At 66.8% G+C, this 19,842-nt stretch carries 17 protein-coding genes and 3 tRNA genes; 7 read left to right on the top strand and 13 right to left on the bottom strand.

Annotated features, from left to right (window positions below):
• Positions 1 to 62 precede the first annotated feature (62 nt).
• Positions 63 to 1,493, top strand: coding sequence for an aldehyde dehydrogenase family protein (locus GUY37_RS15085; RefSeq protein WP_166827215.1), 1,431 nt, complete (start codon positions 63 to 65; stop codon positions 1,491 to 1,493).
• Positions 1,494 to 1,544: 51 nt separating this feature from the next.
• Here the strand turns inward: GUY37_RS15085 and GUY37_RS15080 are convergent, their stop codons facing one another.
• A complete protein-coding gene (locus GUY37_RS15080; protein ID WP_166827213.1) occupies positions 1,545 to 2,441 on the bottom strand; it encodes a LysR substrate-binding domain-containing protein in 897 nt (298 codons plus the stop codon).
• Positions 2,442 to 2,671: 230 nt separating this feature from the next.
• Here GUY37_RS15080 and GUY37_RS15075 point away from each other — a divergent pair, with 230 nt between their 5' ends.
• The gene (locus GUY37_RS15075; RefSeq protein ID WP_166827211.1) at positions 2,672 to 3,844 is read left to right on the top strand and encodes an acyl-CoA dehydrogenase family protein; all 1,173 of its coding nucleotides are present in this window, start codon (positions 2,672 to 2,674) and stop codon (positions 3,842 to 3,844) included.
• A 6-nt stretch (positions 3,845 to 3,850) separates the two neighbouring features.
• On the opposite strand, the gene GUY37_RS15070 is transcribed toward GUY37_RS15075, so the two are convergent.
• A complete protein-coding gene (locus GUY37_RS15070) occupies positions 3,851 to 4,927 on the bottom strand; it encodes an amidohydrolase family protein (protein ID WP_166827208.1) in 1,077 nt (358 codons plus the stop codon).
• A 40-nt stretch (positions 4,928 to 4,967) separates the two neighbouring features.
• The gene (locus tag GUY37_RS15065; RefSeq protein WP_166827207.1) at positions 4,968 to 5,867 is read right to left on the bottom strand and encodes an oxidoreductase; all 900 of its coding nucleotides are present in this window, start codon (positions 5,865 to 5,867) and stop codon (positions 4,968 to 4,970) included.
• A gap of 49 nt (positions 5,868 to 5,916) precedes the next feature.
• Here GUY37_RS15065 and GUY37_RS15060 point away from each other — a divergent pair, with 49 nt between their 5' ends.
• The gene (locus tag GUY37_RS15060; protein ID WP_228278209.1) at positions 5,917 to 7,593 is read left to right on the top strand and encodes an ABC transporter transmembrane domain-containing protein; all 1,677 of its coding nucleotides are present in this window, start codon (positions 5,917 to 5,919) and stop codon (positions 7,591 to 7,593) included.
• Positions 7,590 to 9,362, top strand: coding sequence for an ABC transporter ATP-binding protein (locus GUY37_RS15055; RefSeq protein ID WP_166827200.1), 1,773 nt, complete (start codon positions 7,590 to 7,592; stop codon positions 9,360 to 9,362). Before GUY37_RS15060 ends, GUY37_RS15055 begins: the two co-directional genes overlap by 4 nt.
• 46 nt (positions 9,363 to 9,408) lie before the next feature.
• On the opposite strand, the gene mgtE is transcribed toward GUY37_RS15055, so the two are convergent.
• Entirely contained in the window at positions 9,409 to 10,776 is a 1,368-nt protein-coding gene (gene mgtE, locus GUY37_RS15050; protein WP_166827197.1) for a magnesium transporter, read from the bottom strand.
• A gap of 137 nt (positions 10,777 to 10,913) precedes the next feature.
• Here mgtE and GUY37_RS15045 point away from each other — a divergent pair, with 137 nt between their 5' ends.
• A complete protein-coding gene (locus GUY37_RS15045; RefSeq protein WP_166827195.1) occupies positions 10,914 to 11,579 on the top strand; it encodes a hypothetical protein in 666 nt (221 codons plus the stop codon).
• Here the strand turns inward: GUY37_RS15045 and GUY37_RS15040 are convergent.
• From GUY37_RS15040 to GUY37_RS15000, 9 genes are all read right to left on the bottom strand, one after another.
• Entirely contained in the window at positions 11,548 to 11,916 is a 369-nt protein-coding gene (locus GUY37_RS15040; RefSeq protein ID WP_152348700.1) for a universal stress protein, read from the bottom strand. The two genes, GUY37_RS15045 and GUY37_RS15040, sit on opposite strands and share 32 nt — an antisense overlap.
• 9 nt (positions 11,917 to 11,925) lie before the next feature.
• Positions 11,926 to 13,353, bottom strand: coding sequence for a sugar porter family MFS transporter (locus GUY37_RS15035; RefSeq protein ID WP_166827192.1), 1,428 nt, complete (start codon positions 13,351 to 13,353; stop codon positions 11,926 to 11,928).
• A gap of 138 nt (positions 13,354 to 13,491) precedes the next feature.
• Positions 13,492 to 13,989, bottom strand: a complete 498-nt coding sequence (locus tag GUY37_RS15030; protein WP_166827190.1) for a hypothetical protein — start codon at positions 13,987 to 13,989, stop codon at positions 13,492 to 13,494.
• Positions 13,990 to 14,066: 77 nt separating this feature from the next.
• Entirely contained in the window at positions 14,067 to 15,050 is a 984-nt protein-coding gene (locus tag GUY37_RS15025) for a patatin-like phospholipase family protein (protein ID WP_166827187.1), read from the bottom strand.
• Positions 15,051 to 15,149: 99 nt separating this feature from the next.
• A complete protein-coding gene (locus GUY37_RS15020) occupies positions 15,150 to 16,019 on the bottom strand; it encodes an SDR family oxidoreductase (protein WP_166827185.1) in 870 nt (289 codons plus the stop codon).
• Between the two features lie 142 nt (positions 16,020 to 16,161).
• Complete coding sequence (acs, locus tag GUY37_RS15015; protein ID WP_166827183.1) at positions 16,162 to 18,111, bottom strand: acetate--CoA ligase; 1,950 nt, start codon at positions 18,109 to 18,111, stop codon at positions 16,162 to 16,164.
• 156 nt (positions 18,112 to 18,267) lie between these two features.
• Positions 18,268 to 18,340, bottom strand: a tRNA-Phe gene (locus GUY37_RS15010).
• A 68-nt stretch (positions 18,341 to 18,408) separates the two neighbouring features.
• Positions 18,409 to 18,482: transfer RNA gene (locus GUY37_RS15005), tRNA-Asp, on the bottom strand.
• A 37-nt stretch (positions 18,483 to 18,519) separates the two neighbouring features.
• Positions 18,520 to 18,592: transfer RNA gene (locus GUY37_RS15000), tRNA-Glu, on the bottom strand.
• Positions 18,593 to 18,760: 168 nt separating this feature from the next.
• Here GUY37_RS15000 and GUY37_RS14995 point away from each other — a divergent pair.
• Positions 18,761 to 19,108, top strand: coding sequence for a metallopeptidase family protein (locus tag GUY37_RS14995; RefSeq protein WP_166827180.1), 348 nt, complete (start codon positions 18,761 to 18,763; stop codon positions 19,106 to 19,108).
• Positions 19,109 to 19,315: 207 nt separating this feature from the next.
• Entirely contained in the window at positions 19,316 to 19,816 is a 501-nt protein-coding gene (gene ybaK / locus GUY37_RS14990) for a Cys-tRNA(Pro) deacylase (protein ID WP_152348681.1), read from the top strand.
• The last annotated feature ends 26 nt before the right edge of the window (positions 19,817 to 19,842 follow it).

The following is a 19,842-nucleotide window of genomic DNA, read 5'->3' as shown; positions in this document are numbered from 1 at the left end:
GACCTCGACCACCAACCGACCTGCCCATCAATAGCTGCACAGTCATCGACACAAGGAGCATCATGACCACCGAGACAGCCGTCACCGACCTCAGCACCACCGCAGCCATCCTGGCCGCGATCGAGAACCCAGCAGGCCGCGAGATCCTTGACCCCGCCACCGGCGAGGTCGTCGGCCGCACTGCCGAGGGCACCCCCGCCGACGTCGATGCCGCTGTCGCTGCCGCACGCAAGGCCCAACCCGCCTGGGCCGAGCGCAGTTCGCAGGAGCGCAGCGACCTCCTCAACCAGGCCGCCGACGCGATCGAAGCCTCCGCCGAGGCGCTGGCCGAGCTGCTCTCCCGCGAGCAGGGCAAACCCCTGAACGGTCCCAACGCCCGCTTCGAGGTCGGCGCGTGCGCGGCCTGGCTGCGCGCGAACGCCGCCTTCGAACTCGAACCCGAAGTCCTCGTCGAGGACGGGGAGACCCATGCCGAACTCCACTACCGGCCGGTCGGCGTCGTCGGCGCGGTCGGACCTTGGAACTGGCCGATGATGATCTCCGTCTGGCAGTTCGCCCCCTCGCTGAAGATGGGCAACACGGTCGTCCTCAAACCCTCGGAGTACACGCCCTTGTCCGTGCAGGCGCTCGTCGCCGTGATCAACCAGGTGCTGCCGGCCGATGTTCTTGCCGTCGTGCCCGGCGACGGGGCGGTCGGTGCCGCTCTGACCGGCCATGCCGATGTCGACAAGATCATGTTCACCGGGTCGACGAAGACCGGGCAGGCGATCATGCGCGCCGCCGCGGACAACCTCGCCCGCATCACCCTCGAACTCGGCGGCAACGATGCAGGCATCGTCCTCGACGACGCCGATCCGGCCCAGATCGCCGGGGACCTGTTCTGGGGAGCATTCATCAACACCGGGCAGACATGTGCGGCGATGAAGCGCCTCTACGTCCCCGAATCGCTCTACGACCAGGTCTGCCAGGCCCTCGTCGAGGTGGCTGGACAGTCCCCGATGGGCGTGGGCCTGGAGGAGGGGAATGTGCTCGGCCCGCTGCAGAACAGGCAGCAGTACGACATCGTCGCTCGTCTCGTCGACGCGGCCAAGGACGGGGGAGCGCGCGTGCTGATGGGCGGCGACCCCGTCGCCGAACAGCCCGGCTACTTCTACCCGACGACCCTTGTCGCCGACATCGACAACGACAACCCGCTGGTGGCCGAGGAGCAGTTCGGGCCGGTGCTGCCGATCATCAAGTACACCGACCTCGACCAGGCCGTCGAATGGGCCAACGAGCTCGAAGTCGGTCTCGGATCCTCGGTGTGGGGCACCGATCTCGACGCCTGCCGGAGCGTCGCTGCCCGACTCGAGGCAGGCACCACGTGGATCAACAAACACGGTGCCGTCGACCCCCGAGTGCCCTTCGGCGGGGTGAAGAAGTCCGGCTTCGGCCTCGAGTTCGGTCTCGAGGGCCTCAAACACGTCAGCGTCCCCCAAGTCATCAGCTGGTAATTACTACCCGACGGCGGCGCAGCAACCTCGCGCAAGGTTGCTGGGCCGCCGTCAGGTAGCAATAGGGGAGGGGAGGAGGTTGTGGACGATGGCGAGGGTCTCCGCCAGGGCCGTCGACGGGTTGTTCCGGCGCCAGCCGAGCGCGAGTGTGAAGGCATCCCCACCCTCGGCGAGGCGAACATACCGCACCCCGTCGATGCGGATGTGGTCCGAGGACTCGACGACGATGGCCACTCCCACCTGCGCGCCGACGAGTGCCAGCAGGCTGTAGGGATCCGGCGCCTCCTGGACGACATGCGGAAGGAATCCGGCCTCATGGGCCAACCGGACCATCACCTCCCTGACCTGCGAACCGTGCGAAGGGGCATAGGAGATGAACGGTTCGCCGGCGAGGACGGACATCGAGACCTCCTCTTCATCGGCAAGCCGGTGCGTGATCGGAACCGCCACCATCACGGTCTCCTGTCGGATGACATGGACATCGATCCCTGCTGGAGCCGGCGGACTGACGACAGCGAGATCCATCTCCCCGTCACGCAGAGCCTGCGCAGCCTCCCCGCAGTACATCTGCGGATTGAGGTCGAGGCTGATGCCCGGTTGCCTGGACGCAACCTCGCGGGCAATGCGCGAGAGGATCGAATAGCCGCTCGTCCCACCGAAGCCGATCCGCACCCGACCGACCGCCCCGTCCTGAGCCGCCCGTGCGATCCGCTTCGCCCCGTCGACCTGCGTGCCGATCGCATGCGCGGGTTCGAGCATCGCCTCACCGGAAGCGGTCAACCGCACCCGCCGGGTCGTGCGGTCGAAGAGTCGGACCCCGAGCTCCTTCTCCAGCGAGCGGATCATCTGACTCAATGCCGGCTGGGCGATGTGAAGCTTCTGCGCGGCGCGGCCGAAATGCAGCTCCTCGGCGACGGCGACGAAGGCCTCGAAATGTCTCAACTCCATGCCTGTGCTCCTCGGACTCAGCGACTCGCTTACCTCGCCGACAGCGGTGCCGCCCCCACTGCGAACTGCAAATTGATATTGCAAACCAATCAATAGGGTCAATATTAAGTCTTGGACTTAAGGTAATGCGAATGGCACAGTGAAAGAGAAGGGTCACGTCGACCGGCACCCCGCTCCCGACGTCCCGGCCCGCAATCCGATCCATCACACGTTCGCTTCAGGAGACCTCCATGACCGCTGCCGCCGATCCCTCCGACCTGCTCGACCTCGCCGGGCTCCTGTCCACCGAGGAGCTGGCCACCCGTGAGAAGGTCCGCACCTTCGTCGACGAGCGGATCCGCCCGAACATCGCCGATTGGTACGAAGGAGCGATCTTCCCGACCGAGATCGTGCGTGAGATGGGCGAACTCGGCCTCCTCGGCATGCATCTGCAGGGCTACGGATGCCCCGGACGATCCGCCGTGGAATACGGTCTCGCCGCCCTCGAGCTCGAGGCCGGGGACTCGGGGCTGCGCACCTTCGTCTCCGTGCAGGGATCGCTGGCGATGTCGGCCATCCACAAATTCGGCTCCGAAGAGCAGAAGAACCGCTACCTGCCCGGCATGGCCAAAGGCGAGATCATCGGCTGCTTCGGACTGACCGAACCCACCGCCGGATCCGACCCCGCCTCGATGTCGACCACCGCCACCCGCAGCGCCGACGGGTCCTGGACTCTCAACGGCGCCAAACGCTGGATCGGCTTGGCCTCGATCGCCGACATCGCCGTCATCTGGGCCGCCACAGACGACGGCATCCGCGGCTTCCTCGTCCCCACGGAGACCCCCGGCTTCACCGCCACCCCCATTGAGCAGAAGCTGTCGATGCGGGCGTCCATCCAGTGCGATATCGACTTGGACGATGTCGAACTGCCCGCCGAGGCGGTCCTGCCCGGAGTCACGGGACTGAAGGGGCCGTTCTCCTGCCTCAATGAGGCCCGGTACGGAATCATGTGGGGCGCCATGGGAGCCGCCCGCGACTCCTTCGAGGTCGCCCTGGACTACGCACAGAACCGTCTCCAGTTCGACAAGCCGCTCACTGCCTACCAGATCACTCAGGAGAAGCTGGTCAACATGGCCCTCGAGATCCAGAAGGGCACCCTCCTGGCTCTCCAGACCGGTCGCCTCAAGGACGCGGGAACGCTCGACCCGGTCCAGATCTCCGTCGGCAAGCTGAATAACTGCCGCGAGGCCATCGCCATCTGCCGCGAAGCGAGGACGATGCTCGGCGGGAACGGCATCACACTCGAGTACTCACCGCTGCGGCATGCGAACAACCTCGAATCCGTGCGCACCTATGAGGGCACCGACGAAGTCCATACCCTCATCCTCGGCCGTCACATCACCGGGCAGCAGGCATTCCGGTAACAGCAATCAGCGTGCGATCCGACGTCCGCCGACGACCACCTCGGCGGGGCTGGCCAGCACCGAGAGATCGGCGAGCGGATCGCCGTCGACGACGACCAGATCGGCCCGGGCACCCTCACTGATCCCACCCCGGTCGCTCAGACCGAACGTCTCCGCCGCCGTCGAGGTCGCCGCCCGAATCGCCTCGGCGGTGCTCATGCCTACCCGGACCAGATAGGCGAGTTCGGTGTGCAGCGAGGGACCGTGACGGACCGGGGCGAAGGGCGTCTCATTCGCGTCCGTGCCGGCGATGACGATGACTCCGGCTTCGTGCATGGCGCGGACATTGGCGATCGCCTGCTCCATGGCGGCATCGGCATGCTCGCCGAGGCGGGCGTCGGCGATTGCGCGCATCATCACCAGAGTGGGGGAGACACGCGTGCCGGTCTCGACCATCCGCTCGATGATCGCCTCCGGCAACGGGCGATCGAAGGGCACGTGGGTGAGGATGTCGACCCCGGCATCGAGTCCGCGAGCGAAGGCCGCGGCAGTCACCGCGTGGGCGACGGTGAGAAGCCCCCGCTGCCGGGCTCCCTCTGCGAGCGCGCGCAGGGCCGGGATGTCGAGAGCAGGCGTGTCGGTCGCGTCGGGATCTTCGATGATGATCTTGATGAGATCGACGCCGTTCCCGACGCGCCAGTCGAGGAACCGTTCGGCATCGCCGGGACCGGTGACACCGGACTCGGCCGGGAAACCCATCACATCGATCTGGGTGCTGCCCGGCGCCGAGGCGGCCGATCCTGCGCTGAGGATGTCCGGCAGCTCGTCGTCGGATCTAAATCCCGCGACGAGCGAATCCGGATGGGTGCCCAGATCGACGACCGTCGTCAGCCCCGACCGGAGCGCCTCGACCAGCCGTGAGCGCTCGCCGAGGTGGACGTGGGTGTCGATGAGACCGGGAAGCAGGGTGGCCGCCGAAGACGGATCCGGGGCCGCGACCGGGCGGATCGCAGTGATCGTGTCAGCGAATTCGACGTCGACCGGGTCGCCGGCAGAGCTCGTGGAGTCGAGGTCGAGGATCCGAACATTGCGCAGTACAGTCATAGCGCCACGATACCGACCGTGGCGGCGAGTGGTCGGTTCGTCAGGACAACGATTCAGGGAACCCGACCCCCGTCAGCTCCTTCGACGCCTCCCACAGTTGCCCGGCCACGTCCTCATCGAGCGCGTTCGGCGTGCGGGAGGCGAAGACGGTTTCGCCGCGGGTCTCGAAGGCACTGCCCGGACCCAGGTAGGAATTGCCGGGGACATCGGCCAGGGCTGCGTTGAGCGTCGGCGCGGCACCGGCGGTGTCGCTCTGCGTGAACAGCCGGGTGATGGCCTTGCCGAGGCTATCGCGCAGTCGTCGTCGGTCTCCGGAGTGGAAGAGGTTGGTTGCGGCCAGTCCCGGGTGGGCCGCGGTCGCGATCACTGCGGAATCGTGCGCCGTCAGTCGTCGTTCGAGTTCGGTGGTGAACAGCAGGTTCGCCAGTTTCGACTGTGCATAGGCGGCCATCGCCCGATACCGCCGGCGCCGCCAGTTGAGGTCGGTGAAGTCGATGACTCCCTGCCTGTGTGCCAGCGAGGAGACCGTGACGACCCGCGAGCGGATCTGCGGCAGGAGAAGGTTCGTCAGCACGAAGTGTCCGAGGTGGTTGGTGCCGAACTGGGACTCGAAGTCATCGGCGGTGAAGCCCAAGGGCGGAGTCATGATGCCCGCATTGTTGATGAGGACATCGATCGGGCTGTCGAAGTCTGCGGCGAACGAGCGCACGGAGGCAAGGTCGGCCAGATCGAGCTCGCGGACCTCGACCGATCCGGTCATCGCCGCCGCAGCCGCCTCACCCTTCTCGAGGTTGCGCACCGCGAGGATGACACGGGCTCCGTGGGCGGCGAGAGCGCCGGCGCTGACCCGCCCGAGACCGCTGTTGGCTCCGGTGACGACGAAAGTCTGACCATTGAGGTGGGGGATCCCGTGCTCGAGGTCGGCGGTGATGGGCAACATAGTCGGCAGTGTAGTCCTCCGAATCAACGGAGATGTTAGGGTAGCCTTCGTGCCGACCATACCCTCTTCAGGTTCGACCCTCCTGGCCAGAGCCGCCCGCCGGCGCCTCTCCCTCCTCGTCCCCGGAGCCGTCACACTGTCGTTGTGGCAGGTCTGCGAAGCGCTCGTGCCCGTGGCCATCGGCATCGTCGTCGACCGTGCGATCATCCCGTTGTCGTGGACGATGCTCATCGTCTCCATCATCGGCATCGGGCTGCTGTTCACCGTGCTCAGCCTCGGATATCGCTTCGGCTCCCGCTTCTGCAATGCCGCCCGCGAACACGAGGCACATGCCCTGCGCGTCGAGATCACCCACGCGGCCCTGACCTCGGCGAACCTGCCTGCCGACCGTGCCTCGGGCGAGGTCCTCTCGATCGCCTCGGCCGATGCCGACACCGCAGCCCTCTCCTTCGCCCAAGCCGGACGCGGCATCGCCTCGGTGCTGGGAATGCTCACCGCCGCCGTCTTCCTCCTCGTCGCCGACCCGGTGACCGGACTCGTCGTCCTCATCGCCGTGCCCATCGGTCTGATCATCGTCGCGCTGCCCGGACGATCCGTCTCGGCCAAGGCCGGCGCCCAGCTCGAAGCCGTGGCCAGCGCCGGACGCTCGGCCTCCGACCTCATGCACGGCCTGCGCGTGATCAAAGCCATGGGCGGCGAACCCTGGGCGGTGAGCCGCTACCGGACCACCTCCGACGAGGCGGCCACCGCCGGCATCGCCACCGGCGAGAGGACCGGGCGTCTTGCCGGTCTGGGCGCACTCGTGATGTCGATCGTGCTCGCGCTCGTCCTCATCGTCGCAGGGCTGCGCCTCATCGAGGGCCAGATCAGCGTCGGGGCGCTCATCGGCATCCTCGGAATGACAGCATTCCTCACCGAACCCATGCGCGCACTGGCCGAGATCGTCGGACAGTTCGCCCAGTCCCACGGCGCCGCTGAGAGGATCGCGACCCTGCTTCGCGACATCGACACAGCGGACGCCCCCGCGTCAGCGGAGCGCCCGACACCACCGACCGTGGAACTCGACGACTCGGGAATCACCGTCGGTGATTGGGACGTCGACGAGGGCCGCACCGTCGACTTCACCTGCGGATTCGGGACTCTGACCTGCATCGTGACCGAACAGTCCGAACCGGCGGCCGACCTCCTCGGCGCACTGGGGACCCACGCCCGCGGCACGGGACCGGACCGGATGATCGTGTCTCCCCACACCGTCGACCTGTTCGAAGGCACGATCCGCTCGAACATCACGATGATCGTCGGGACCACAGACCACCCGGTGACCGAGGACGTGCTCGCGGCCTCGGGCACCGACGAACTCCTCGGCCTCGTCGACGGCGGCCTCGATCATCGCATCCAGGAGCTCGGCGGCAATCTCTCCGGCGGACAGCGCCAGCGCGTGGCACTGGCCAGAGCCCTCGACGCCGGCCCGTCCGTCCTCGTCCTCCACGAACCGACCACCGCCGTCGACGCCGTCACCGAAGCCCGGATCGCCGAGGGAGTGACGCGGCTGCGACGGTCCGCCGAGGCGACCGCGACCATCATCCTCACCAGTTCACCGGCCTTCCTGGCCGCGGCCGACACCGTGGTCTTCGTGCCGGCGACCGGCCCCATCCTCAGCGGCGTCCACTCCGAACTGCTCGCCGCCGACGACGCCGAGGCCTACCGTCAGGCGGTGACCAGGTGAGCGCACACACCACCCTGACCATCGCCACCAGACGCCGTGCGTTCACCCGCCTGGCCCCGCTGCTGCGAGCCAGGGCGGGATGGATCGTCCTCCTCGTCATCGCCGGACTGGCCAACGCCGGCGCCGGCCTGGTGGGCCCCTGGGCGATCGGCCGGCTCGTCGACGAACTGCCGGCAGGGGCGGGAGAAGACCTCGTGTGGGTCTGCGCGATCGCCGTGGCCGTCGCCGGTGTCGTCATGTCCGTGGGCACGTGGATCGGCGCCTGGGCCCTGGCCCACATCGCCATGCCCGTCGTCGCCGAACTGCGCACACAGGTCGTCGACTCGGCCATGTCACTCGACTCCCAGCGGATCGAGGCCACCGGCACCGGCGACCTCGTCTCCCGCGTCGCCGACGACTCACGCAAGATCAGCGAAGCCGCCGCCCAGGTGCTGCCGCTGGTCGTCGAATCCCTCCTCGTCGTCATCGTCTCCGCCGCGGGACTGGCCGCGATCGACTGGCGGCTGGGCATCGTCGGCCTCGTCGCCCTGCCGATGTACTGGCTCACTCTGCGCTGGTACCTGCCGCGGTCCGAGCCCATCTACAAGGAGGAGCGCGCGGCCTTCGGCAGACGTGCCGGCCGTCTCCTCGGCGGGCTCACCGGAGCCCAGACCCTGCGTGCCTACCGTGCCGAAGGCGGTGAGATGACCCGCATCGACTCGGCCTCCGGCGAGGCCCGCGACCTGTCGATCCACGTCTTCCGCTTCCTCACCCGCGCCTTCGGCCGCAACAACCGCGCCGAGGCCGTCGTCCTCTCCCTGCTCCTCGTCGCCGGATTCGCACTCGTCCTCCTCGGCGAGACGACCGCCGGAGCCGTGACCACTGCCGCGCTGGTCTTCCACCGCCTGTTCAACCCGATCGGAGCACTCGTCGGCCTGTTCGATCAGATCCAGTCCGCCGGAGCATCGCTGACCCGCATGGTCGGGGTCATCGACGAAGCCGAAACCTCGCCGAGGCGGTCGACCCACACCGTCTCAGGTGCCCCGTCGCTGGTGCTCGAGAACCTCTGGTTCAGCTACGACGAGGACCCTGATTCCGACAATCACGTCCTGACAGGCGTGAGCGTGCGCATCGCCCCGGGCGAGGTCGTCGCCGTCGTCGGCACCACCGGAGCCGGCAAGTCGACCCTGGCCCGCATCGCCGCCGGACTCTCGGCACCCTCACACGGACGTGCCGCACTCGTTGGCGACCCAGGCACCGGCGCGGATCTGACCGGACTGGACGAGGCAGTTCTCCGCGACCACATCTCAATGGTCGCCCAAGAGGTCCACACCTTCAGCGGAACGCTGCGCGAGAACATCGCACTGCCGGTGCCCGGAGCCTCCGACGCGGCGATCCGCTCAGCGCTCGAGACGGTCGGCGACGACTGGGTGAAGACACTGCCCAATGGTCTGGACACCGACATCGGCGACGGCGGAACCCGGCTCTCCGCGGTCCAGGAGCAGACGATCGCCCTGGCCAGACTCGTCCTCGCCGACCCGGACTTCGCGATCCTCGACGAAGCCACCGCCGAGGCGGGATCCGCCGGAGCCCATGTCCTCGAAGCCTCCGCGCAGGCAGCCCTGGACGGACGGGGCGCTCTCGTCGTCGCCCACCGTCTCAGCCAGGCCGAGAAGGCCGACCGGATCCTCGTCATGGAGCACGGCCGGGTGATCGAGGAGGGACCCCATGCCGAACTCGTCGCCGCCGAGGGGGCCTACGCCCGTCTGTGGGAGGCGTGGTCGGGGTGACCGCCTCGGCCGATCGACCGAGCAGGCTCAGCTCAGGCCGAAAGGCTCAGCTCAGCCCGAGCACCGTGGTCGCGATCGTGAAATAGAGGATGAGGCCGGTCGCGTCGCAGAACGTGGAGATGAACGGGTTGGAGAACACGGCTGGGTCCGCGCCGACCTTCTTCGCGATAATCGGCATCAGCCCGCCCACCGTCGCTGCCATCATGCACACCGACAGCAGGGTGAGCCCGATGACCAAGCCGATCGGCCACCCGTAGACGAGGCCCGCGACGATGAAGCCGAGAACGCCGAGGACCGCTCCCAGCAGCGCCCCGACGCGCAGCTCCCGCCAGATCACCCGGCCGAGGTCCCGGATGCGCACCTCACCGACGGCCAGGGCGCGGGTGACGGTGGTCGCGGCCTGATTGCCCGTGTTGCCGCCGGTGCCGGTGAGCAGCGGAATGAAGAGGGCCAGGACGACGACCTGGTCGAGACGGTCCTCATAGACCTCGAGGACCTGGACGGTGAGGATCGCGGAGACGGCGAGGACGAGCAGCCACACGATGCGGCTCCTGACCAGGCGCAGGATCGTCGAGGACAGGTAGGAGCGGTCGAGCGGTTCCGTGCCCGAGCCGCGCGCGATGTCCTCGGCGTCCTCCTCGTCGATGATGTCGAGGACGTCGTCCATGGTGAGGATTCCGACGAGGCGGTCCTCCTGGTCGGTCACCGGCATCGCGATGAGCCGGTGGGACAGGAACTCGCGTGCCGCTTCCTCACGGTCGCTCAGCGCATGGGTGCTGATCGAATCGCGGACCATGTCCTCGATGATAGTGTCCCCGTCGACGGCGATGAGGTTGCGCAGAGACACGACTCCGCGCAACACGCGGCCGGGACCGACCACGGGCAGGAGATAGACGGTCTCGGGACCGTCGATGCGGGCCCGCACGACTTCCATCGCCTCGGCAGCGGTCCAATCCTCGTGCAGGCCGAGCACCTCGGGTGACATGTAGCGGCCGATCGCGGACTTCGGGTAGCCGAGGACTGCGGACGTCATCGCCCGCTCGTCGGTGGTCAGTCCCTTCATCAGACGACTGGCCACGCCCGCGGGCAGCTCGCCGAAGAGCTCGGCCCGGTCATCGGGGTCGAGGCCCTCGACGATGTCGGCGACCTCGGGCTCACGGAGGTTGCCGATGAGTTCGGCCTGGTACGCCGGCGGCAGGTCCTCGAAGACGTCGAGCGCCTCCTCCTTGGTCAGCACCCGGAAGAGCATTGCCGACTGCAGAGGCGTCGACGTGTGGACGAGGCGTCCGATCTCGGCCCGCGGAACCTGCTGGGCCAGCGCGGAGATCTCGTCGAGGGTGGACGTATCGATCCGGCCGGTGAGCGCGGATTCGAGTCGGTCTGCCGCCTCGGTGCCCTCTGTCGTATCGGCCACGCATGCCCCCTCACCTCGAACGGAAACTCCCGCAGTCAAGCCTAGGCCATGCACGAGGCGGACCTCCGTGCCGCCTCGAAGCACAGAGCCGGGACGTTTCGGGCCGGGCCGAAACGACACGGTCCTACCATGGAGCCATGACGAGGAGATTCCCGTTCCGTTCCGATGTCCTCACTGTCCGAAAACATGCCAGTATCCTCATCGACCATGGTGTCCTCGCCGAGCGACGCGAAGGTCGGCACCGCTATGTCCAGATCGCCTCGACCGACGTCGCGGACTGGTTGGAACACACGGGAGCTCTGGCCGGAGGGCCGATGACCGCGGCACCGACCCTGGCGGCGAAGACCCGTGATCGCCGGCTGATGGACGCCCGCACCTGCTGCAGGCACATCGCAGGCCGGTTCGGCATTCAGCTCTTCTCTGCCCTGACCCAGCGAGAGTGGATCGACGAGTCCCTGACCATCACCGATGCCGGGCGGGCCGGTCTCGCCGACGCATTCGGACTCGACGTCGGAGCACCGACCCCCGGCGACCTCGACCTCAAGACGATCGAGACGATCACCGGTCGCAGCTGGGTTCCGGTGCTGGTCAGTCCGCGGTATTCGCGGTCGACCCTCGCCGAGGCGGGGGTGGGCCGGATCAGCACCGGATCGCTGCTCTATCGTGCGGCGATGTCGGAGGCGCTGCGCTCCCTGCGGATCCTCGATGATCACCGCCCTGCAGAGACGGCGAATATGCTGTCGTACGGGGCATTCACCGAACTGGGCCGAGTCAGCGTCCGGCCGCATCCCGGCGGACGGTGAGCACGGGCACGGGGGAGCGGAGGATGAGTCTCTGCGTGACCGAGCCGAGCAGAATCTTGCCCACCCGGGACCGATTGCGCACCCCGAGGACGAGCCGCTCCACCTCGGCGTGGTCGCCCAGCTCATCGAGGACGGCGGTGACGGGATCACGATCGCCGCGACCGGACCGGTTGATCAGAGTCACCTCGAGGTCGGGCGGGATCTCATCGTCGGTGAAGTCGTGGAGGGTGAGGTTGATGAGCAGGAGACCGGTATTCAGCTGCCTGGCCTCGGAGACTGCGGACTCGAGCGCGCGACGGCCCTCCGGACTGTCTGTGACGGCGACTGCGACGGACATGGTGACTCCTTACTTCCGGCCGTACTCGGCTTTGAACTCCCGCTCGAACTGTGCGAGATCCTTGCCCTTCGTCTCCGGCAGGAGCAGGGCGAGGAAGATGAAGGCGACGACGGCCAGACCTGCGAACATGCCGAAGGTCGCGGTCATGCCCATCGCCTCGATGAGCGGCGGGAAGAACTGGGCGACGACGGCGTTCATGATCCACAGTACGAACACGCAGATGCCCATCGCGAAGCTGCGGATCTTCATCGGGAAGATCTCGGAGAGCATCAGCCAGGTCAGCGGACCGACGGTACACTGCATCGAGAAGACGAAGAGGACGAGGAAGACGAGGACCGTCCACGCCTGTCCCGGGCCGGACGGGACGATGACCGCGGTCAGGGCGATGAGGGCGTGGAAGAACGCGATGAGTCCGTATCCGGTGAGGAACATGACGCGGCGCGGCAGCCTGTTGAGCAGGAACATGCCCAGTGAGATGCCGGCCAGGGAGAACACGCCATTGGCGATATTGCCGATGATGGCGACTCCGGAGTCGAGTCCGGCGTTGGTCAGCAGCTGCGTGCCGTAGTACATCACCGAGTTGATGCCCGTCAGCTGCTGGAAGAAGCCGAGCCCGACGCCGATGATCACCAAGCGCAGCACCCAGCGCGTCCCCAAGTCGGAGAGCCCGCCGGTCTGCTGCTGGGCGTCCTGTTGGGCCAGTTTGGTCACCTCGGCGACCTCCGCCTCGGCGCGTTCGGGGGAGCGGACCTGCCGGAGGACGTCGAGAGCTTCGTCGGAGCGTCCCTTCGAGATCAGCCACCGGGGACTCTCCGGCTGGAAGATCATCCCCACGAGGAGGGCGATCGCCGGGGCCAGGGCCACGAGGAGCATCCAGCGCCAGATGGAATCGACGTGACCCCAGAAGTTGAAGATCACGGCATTGATGACGAAGGCCGCGAGCTGGCCGGCGACGATCATCAGCTCATTGCGGGTGACGAACGAGCCGCGCTTCTCCGAGGGGGCGATCTCACCGAGGTAGACGGGGACTGAGGCCGAGGCACCACCGACGGCGATGCCGAGGACGAAGCGGGCGCCGATGAGGAACTCCGCGCCCGGGGCGAGCACACAGGCCAAGGTGCCGAGAATGAAGATGACGGCGAGGCCGAGGATCGTCCGTCGACGACCATAGGCGTCGGCGACCCGACCGCCGAAGACCGCACCGAAGGCGGCACCGACCATGAGTGAAGCGACGACCATGCCCTCGGACAGCGGAGTCAGGCCGAAGTCCCTGCTCAGAGGCTCGAGGGCACCATTGACGACGCCGGTGTCATAGCCGAAGAGGAGACCGCCGAAGGTCGCGACTGTGGCGATGACGCCGAGTCGGTGGAGCGGGCGACCCGACCCCATGTGCGGCAGGTCGAAATGCTGGCCTGACGTGCGGGCCGATGCTGACATGTGAGGACTCCTTCCACTCCCGGTCTAGCACCCTCACCGAGCAGATGCCACACCAGCCCTTGAGTTTCAGTGCATTCGGAGAGCAACCTCACTTCGGCCCACGTCGAGGGATCCTCCTACCCCGCGATCGGGGAGGGGTCAGTCCTCCTCATAGGAATCGTCGATGACTTCGGGCATCCCGTCGATGACCGAGACCTCTTCGGTCCCGTCATCGGCCAGGGCATCGACGTTGAGATCGTCCCCGTCGAGCTCGGCGACCTCGAAGTCGTCATCGCCTTCGGAGACCATCTCGTCGCCGACGCGATTTCCCTGCTCCGCTGCCGGCGACTGATCGGTGTTGAACTCGTCCGAGAGGTCGGGTGCCTCGTTCTCGTCCTCCCAGCCCGCGTCGTCGACGAGCACATCGTCGGCGCCTTCGATGCCGGTTCCTTCGGGGCCCTCGGCACCGGGCTCGACGGGCGCCTCGGCGGGCTCCTCGTCGATGCCGGAGTCGGCGTCGACCTGGTCGGCCTCGGCCTCGGCGGCGTTGAGTTCGGGATCATCCAACTCGTCGGCCGTCGGCTCGTCGAGTTCGGGGTCATCGAGGATGGGGTCGTCTTCAGGCCGGTCTGCTGCGTCCGCTTCGAACTCGCTCATGATCTCTCCTTCGCTCGCGATCAGGTTCGGGCCCTCATTCTTACACGTCGATCGGTCGCAGGCCATGGGGGTCAGGATCATTTCCGGTCGAAGCGGTCCTTCCACTCCTGCCAGTCCCAGTCGGCCAGAAACTTCTCTCCGGCCTTTCGGCCCGACGAGATGAGATCGAGCTTGTCGGCCGTCGTCAGGGCGAAGTCCGTGCTGCTGTGTCCGGTGGTGTCGACGAAGACCGTCCGTTCGGTCACCGAGGGGTCATCGATGTGCCGAAGGTCGTGGGCGTTGATCATCGTCGACAGCAGGGACTTCGCGTATTGGTACGTGGTCGCGTTGGGCCGCCATTCGGCGGCGGCCGTCTGGCGGGCCGAGAGCATGACGCCGAAGGTCGGCCAGCGTGCCGGTTTCGAGTCCTTGCGGTCGAAGACGTCGACAGGAAAGTTCGAGAGCAGTCCGCCGTCGGCGCCGAGTACGGAGTCTCCGCCGGCCACGCTCGGCCGGGCGGGCAGACTGCGGGGGCGGAAGAAGAACGGGCTGGCGGCCGAGGCGCACACGGCCTCGGCGACGGACTGGCTGTCCGCATCGACGCCGAGGGTCTCCTCATAGTCCCAGGGCAGGCGGAGCATGCGCCCGCGGGAGACGTCGGAGACGATGACGACGAGCCGATACGACCGCTCCGCCGGGATCGCACTGCCCGGGTCGGCGAACTTGAGGTCACCCCAGGTGTGCACACCCTGATCTGCCAGCAGCTCGGCGAGGAAGTCATGGAGCGCCTCGCCCACGTACATCCCCTTGTGCAGCAGCAATCCCTGTACTCGTCCCAACCAGGGGACGGGGCGGAACGCGGGGGAGAGGTCCTCGAATTCGCCGAAGTCCTGTTCGAGGACCTTCTGCCGCAGGGTCGGCGGTGAGATCCCCGCCGCGGTGAGCGAACCGACGATCGCTCCGGCCGAGGTTCCGGCGATGCGATGGAAGTCGTAGCCGCCGTGGGCAAGAGCCTCGACAGCCCCGACGAGGCCCGGCAGCTTCGTGCCACCGCCCTCGAGGACCAGATCCGTCGTTGCCATGTCGCGTCCTTCCCGGTCGTCCCACTGACTCCATTGTGGACCTGCGCCGAGGCTGCGGCCGAGCGCGACGCGCAACCGCGCGGACCGACGATGTGCCTCCTAGTGACGTGCGACGGCTACCGGAACGTCCCCGGACGGGGACCTGTGCAACCGGTTCTTGCCGGTCCGACCGGTGAAGTGGTCCATCGTCTGGTTGACGCCGAGGAAGTCCATGACTCTGTCGAAGGCGCGGGTCGGCAGCAGCCGGACGCCCGGGACCCACCTGACGAGTGAGGGCATGACCAGCTGCTCGCGACCGGACTCGACGGCATCGAGGACGCGCGTGGACACATCTTTCTCTTCGAGGATCGGGAGCAGGCGAGGGAATTTCGTCTGCACACCTTTGAACATGCCGGTGTTGATGTAGAAGGGGCAGACGGCGAGCGTATTGACCCGGCAGCCATCGGCGCGCAGCTCTCCGCGCAGGGATTCGGTGAAGCCGACCGCAGCCCATTTGCTCGCCGAGTAGTCGGTCTGCCGGGCGACTCCGGTCAGGGCTGCGGCGCTGGCGATGGTGACCACCGAGCCGCGGTCGCGTTCGATCATCCCGGGCAGGAAGGCTTTGGTCGTCCAGTACAGGGCGAAGGTGTTGACGTCGTAGACCCGTCGCACCGCAGCCTCGTCGACTTCGAGGAGCTTCTTGCCGGTGACGATGCCGGCGCAGTTGATGAGGATGTCGATCGGTCCGGTCTGCTCGGCCGTGGCGGCGACTTGGTCGGCATCACCGACGTTGACGGCGAAGGCTCGGGCGGCTGTTCCTGCGGCCTGCACCTCGGCGCGCACGACGTCGCCTCGTTCGTCCGAGAGATCCCAGATGATGACCTCGGCAGCGCCGCGGGCCGCCGCATCCAGGGCCATGAGCCTGCCGATTCCGCTTCCGGCTCCAGTGATCAGCACCTTGGCGCCGGCGATTTCGGTTCCACGTTTCATTCGTACGCATCCTTGCAGTCGAGTGTCTTTCGGCATTCGGGTGCGATCACCGACGGTGACCCACCAGATGTTACTCAAGAGTACATCAGTGTGTCGTGGGTCACCGCAAGAGGTGGCGGGCGGAATCTCTCGGAGCGGACGGTCAGCTCTCCGCGACGCCCTTCTGGATGAGATCCATCACCGAGGAGTCCGCGAGAGTCGTGACATCGCCGACCTCGCGATTCTCGGCCACGTCCTTGAGCAGCCGACGCATGATCTTGCCCGACCGGGTCTTCGGCAGGTCGGGCACGATCATGATCGAACGGGGAGTCGCGATCGGTCCGATCGAGGACCGCACATGACCTCGCAGTTCGCCCACGACATCGTCCCCGCCGTCGTGCGCGCTCTCACGGAGGATGACGAAAGCTTCGATCGCCTGCCCCGTCATCTCGTCGCTCGCCCCGACCACGGCCGCCTCGGCGACCTTCGGATGTGCGACGAGGGCGGACTCGATCTCTGCGGTCGACATCCGGTGTCCGGAGACGTTGAGGACGTCGTCGACGCGGCCGAGGACCCAGAAATCGCCGTCGCGGTCGATCTTCGCCCCGTCCCCGGCGAAGTACACGTCCGGGTACTGCGACCAGTAGGTCTTCTTGAACCGTTCCTCATCGCCCCAGAGGGTGCGCAGCATCGACGGCCACGGTTCCTTGATGACGAGGTAGCCGCCGTTTCCGGGCTCGACCGAATTGCCCTCATCGTCGTAGACGTCGGCGACGATGCCCGGCAGCGGACGCATCGCCGAGCCCGGCTTCGTCTCGGTCACACCCGGCAGCGGGCTGATGAGGATGCTGCCGTTCTCCGTCTGCCACCAGGTGTCGACTACGGGGCAGCGGTTGCCGCCGATGTGCTCGCGGTACCACATCCACGCTTCGGGGTTGATCGGTTCGCCGACGCTGCCGAGCAGGCGCAGGCTGGACAGGTCGTACTGCCCGGGGATGTCGCGGCCCCATTTCATGAACGAGCGGATGGCCGTGGGCGCGCAGTAGAGGATGGAGACCTTGTACTTCTGCACGATCTCCCACCACCGTCCCCGGTGCGGTGTGTCCGGGGTGCCCTCATAGAGCACCGAGGTGGCCCCGTTGGCCAGCGGACCGTAGACGATGTACGAATGGCCGGTCACCCAGCCGATGTCCGCGGCCGTCCAATAGACGTCCGTCTCGGGTTTGATGTCGAAGACCGCCCAATGGGTGAATGAGGTCCCGACGAGGTAGCCGCCCGTGGTGTGCATGATGCCCTTGGGCTTGCCGGTCGTGCCCGAGGAGTACATGATGTAGAGCGGATGTTCGGAATCGAAGGCCTCCGGAGTATGGGTCTCCGGCTGCCGATCGACGACTTCGTCCCACCACAGATCGCGATCGTCGTTCCAGGCTACGTCCTGGCCGGTGCGGCGGACGACGAGGACGTTGCGCACCTCGGGGCAGTCCTCCATCGCCTCATCGACGACGGATTTGAGGGCCGACGGCTTGCCCTTGCGGTAGCCCCCGTCGGCGGTGATGACGAACTCGACCCCGCAGTCCTTGACGCGGTCGGCGATCGCCGAGGCGGAGAAGCCGCCGAAGATGACGGTGTGGGGAGCGCCGAGGCGGGCGCAGGCGAGCATGGCGAACACCGTCTCGGGGATCATCGGCATATAGATCGCGACCCGGTCGCCGGTCTTGACCCCGAGTTCGGTGAGCGCATTCGCGGCCTTCGAGACCTCACGCAGAAGATCGGAGTACGTGATGGTGCGGGTGTCGCCGGATTCGCCTTCGAAGTAGTAGGCGACGCGATCGCCGAGGCCGTTCTCGACATGGCGGTCGACACAGTTGTACGCGGCATTGAGCCGGCCGCCGACGAACCACTTCGCGAAGGGCTTCTCCGACCAGTCGAGGACCGTGTCGAAGGGCGTCTCCCAGGAGATGCGCTGTGCCTGTTCCGCCCAATAGCCGATGCGGTCGGCCGCGGCTTTGTCGTACTCGTCGGCTTTCGCGTTCGCGGCGGCGGCGAAGTCCGCCGGGGGTGGGAAAGCTCTGTCCTCGTGGCTGAGTTCCTGAATCGTCGGATTGTTCGTCATCGTGCTCTCCTTTCACCCGGCACCACTACGACGTGGGCGGGTCATCGAACTCATCTTCAACCTACTCCAGTCGGTGCGGATTTCAAGAGGTGGCGGTGGAGACGCGAAGAAGCCCCGCCTCCCAGTTCTCACTGGGGAAGCGGGGCTTCCGTGTTGTGGCTCCGACCGGCGTCGATCCGGTGACCTTTCGATTTTCAGTCGAACGCTCTACCAACTGAGCTACAGAGCCGAGCCGCCGACACACATAAGTATGTCGAGAGAAACTAAGGCTCTTCCGAAGAAGAGCCTTATGCTCCGCGACCCTGACGGGACTCGAACCCGCGACCTCCGCCGTGACAGGGCGGCGCGCTAACCAACTGCGCCACAGGGCCTTGCTGTTGCGATGGAAGACCTTACGATCCTACACCGTACCCCCAACGGGATTCGAACCCGTGTCGCCGCCGTGAAAGGGCGGTGTCCTAGGCCTCTAGACGATGGGGGCCCAGGTTGTCCTCGGATTCCCCGTGGGCAACGACGTTAAGCTTATCCCACCCGATTCGCGGAATGCAAAACGAAATGGAGTGTCCTCCGTCACAGGCCGGATGCGGCGGTTTCCGACGTTTCGCCGGGCCGCCTCGGCGAGGGGATCGGGGTCGCTAGAGTGGGGGACATGGAGGCCCTGAGCGATGACGAGTTCGATGCGATCCTCGGTGAAGCCCTGGATCTGCTGCCCGAAGGGGTGACCGAACAGCTGGACAATGTCGCACTGTTCGTCGAGGACCGACCGGAGGACGGCGACCGGCACCTGCTCGGCCTCTATGAGGGCACGCCGATCGGGGAGCGGGGGGTCGCCGGGTTCGAGATGCCCGACAACATCTTCATCTTTCGTGACAACCTCATCGACTTCGCCGAGGACAGAGATCATCTGCGTGAGGAGATCGTCATCACCATCGTCCACGAGATCGCGCATTTCTACGGGCTCGACGATGACCGACTCCACGAACTCGGCTGGGGCTGAACGCGCTCGGCTGAAAGGGTCGGTGAATTTACCGACGGGTCACTTGGGGTCATGAGAATTGGCGCCCGCCAGCCCACTTCGCCTATTGTGGGCGGGTACCTATCAGCACCGATACAACGTTCCGTCCGTATCGACGCGGGGACACGGAGTCGTGAACACTGCGCCTCCTGGCCCCGTCGATCTGCGGGCAGGAGGCACTACCCCCTTATGACAGTTGCATCCAAGACATCCAGTGCGGCGACCCCGGCCGTGCGAGTGCTCAACCTGGCAGGCATCGACTACAGCCTGCGCAGCTTCGACCACGATCCAGCCACTCGCCGCTACGGTTCGGAGGCCGCCGACAAGCTCGGTGTCAGCTCCGACCAGGTGTTCAAGACCCTGATGATCCAGGTCGACGGGACACCCGTGACCGCACTCGTCCCGGTCTCCGGTCAGCTCGACCTCAAGGCTCTGGCTTCGGCGCGCGGAGCGAAGAGGGCCCAGCTCTCCGGCGTCGCCGAGACCGAACGTCGCACCGGCTACCCCGTCGGAGGAGTCTCTCCGTTCGGGCAGCGCCATGCCGTTCCGGTCGTCGTCGACCGCACCGCGCTCGACCATTCCGCCGTGTTCGTCTCGGCCGGCCGTCGCGGTCTCGAGATCGAGATCCGCCCCGAGGATCTCGTCATGCTCACGAACGCGCAGGTCGCGAAGATCGCCGCGCTCGACTGATTCGAACTCGACTGTGCCGAGCACGG

The organism is Brevibacterium limosum, from assembly GCF_011617705.1.
Taxonomy (GTDB): Bacteria; Actinomycetota; Actinomycetes; order Actinomycetales; family Brevibacteriaceae; genus Brevibacterium; species Brevibacterium limosum.
Note: the sequence above shows the minus strand (reverse complement) of the source record. Positions and strands in the feature narration are given on the sequence as shown.

Coding starts and splice junctions, on each gene's coding strand:
- GUY37_RS15085 (WP_166827215.1), top strand. CDS start 63: ATGACCACCGAGACAGCCGTCACCGACCTCAGCACCACCGCAGCCATC.
- GUY37_RS15080 (WP_166827213.1), bottom strand. CDS start 2,441: ATGGAGTTGAGACATTTCGAGGCCTTCGTCGCCGTCGCCGAGGAGCTG.
- GUY37_RS15075 (WP_166827211.1), top strand. CDS start 2,672: ATGACCGCTGCCGCCGATCCCTCCGACCTGCTCGACCTCGCCGGGCTC.
- GUY37_RS15070 (WP_166827208.1), bottom strand. CDS start 4,927: ATGACTGTACTGCGCAATGTTCGGATCCTCGACCTCGACTCCACGAGC.
- GUY37_RS15065 (WP_166827207.1), bottom strand. CDS start 5,867: ATGTTGCCCATCACCGCCGACCTCGAGCACGGGATCCCCCACCTCAAT.
- GUY37_RS15045 (WP_166827195.1), top strand. CDS start 10,914: ATGACGAGGAGATTCCCGTTCCGTTCCGATGTCCTCACTGTCCGAAAA.
- GUY37_RS15040 (WP_152348700.1), bottom strand. CDS start 11,916: ATGTCCGTCGCAGTCGCCGTCACAGACAGTCCGGAGGGCCGTCGCGCG.
- GUY37_RS15035 (WP_166827192.1), bottom strand. CDS start 13,353: ATGTCAGCATCGGCCCGCACGTCAGGCCAGCATTTCGACCTGCCGCAC.
- GUY37_RS15030 (WP_166827190.1), bottom strand. CDS start 13,989: ATGAGCGAGTTCGAAGCGGACGCAGCAGACCGGCCTGAAGACGACCCC.
- GUY37_RS15025 (WP_166827187.1), bottom strand. CDS start 15,050: ATGGCAACGACGGATCTGGTCCTCGAGGGCGGTGGCACGAAGCTGCCG.
- GUY37_RS15020 (WP_166827185.1), bottom strand. CDS start 16,019: ATGAAACGTGGAACCGAAATCGCCGGCGCCAAGGTGCTGATCACTGGA.
- acs (WP_166827183.1), bottom strand. CDS start 18,111: ATGACGAACAATCCGACGATTCAGGAACTCAGCCACGAGGACAGAGCT.
- GUY37_RS14995 (WP_166827180.1), top strand. CDS start 18,761: ATGGAGGCCCTGAGCGATGACGAGTTCGATGCGATCCTCGGTGAAGCC.
- ybaK (WP_152348681.1), top strand. CDS start 19,316: ATGACAGTTGCATCCAAGACATCCAGTGCGGCGACCCCGGCCGTGCGA.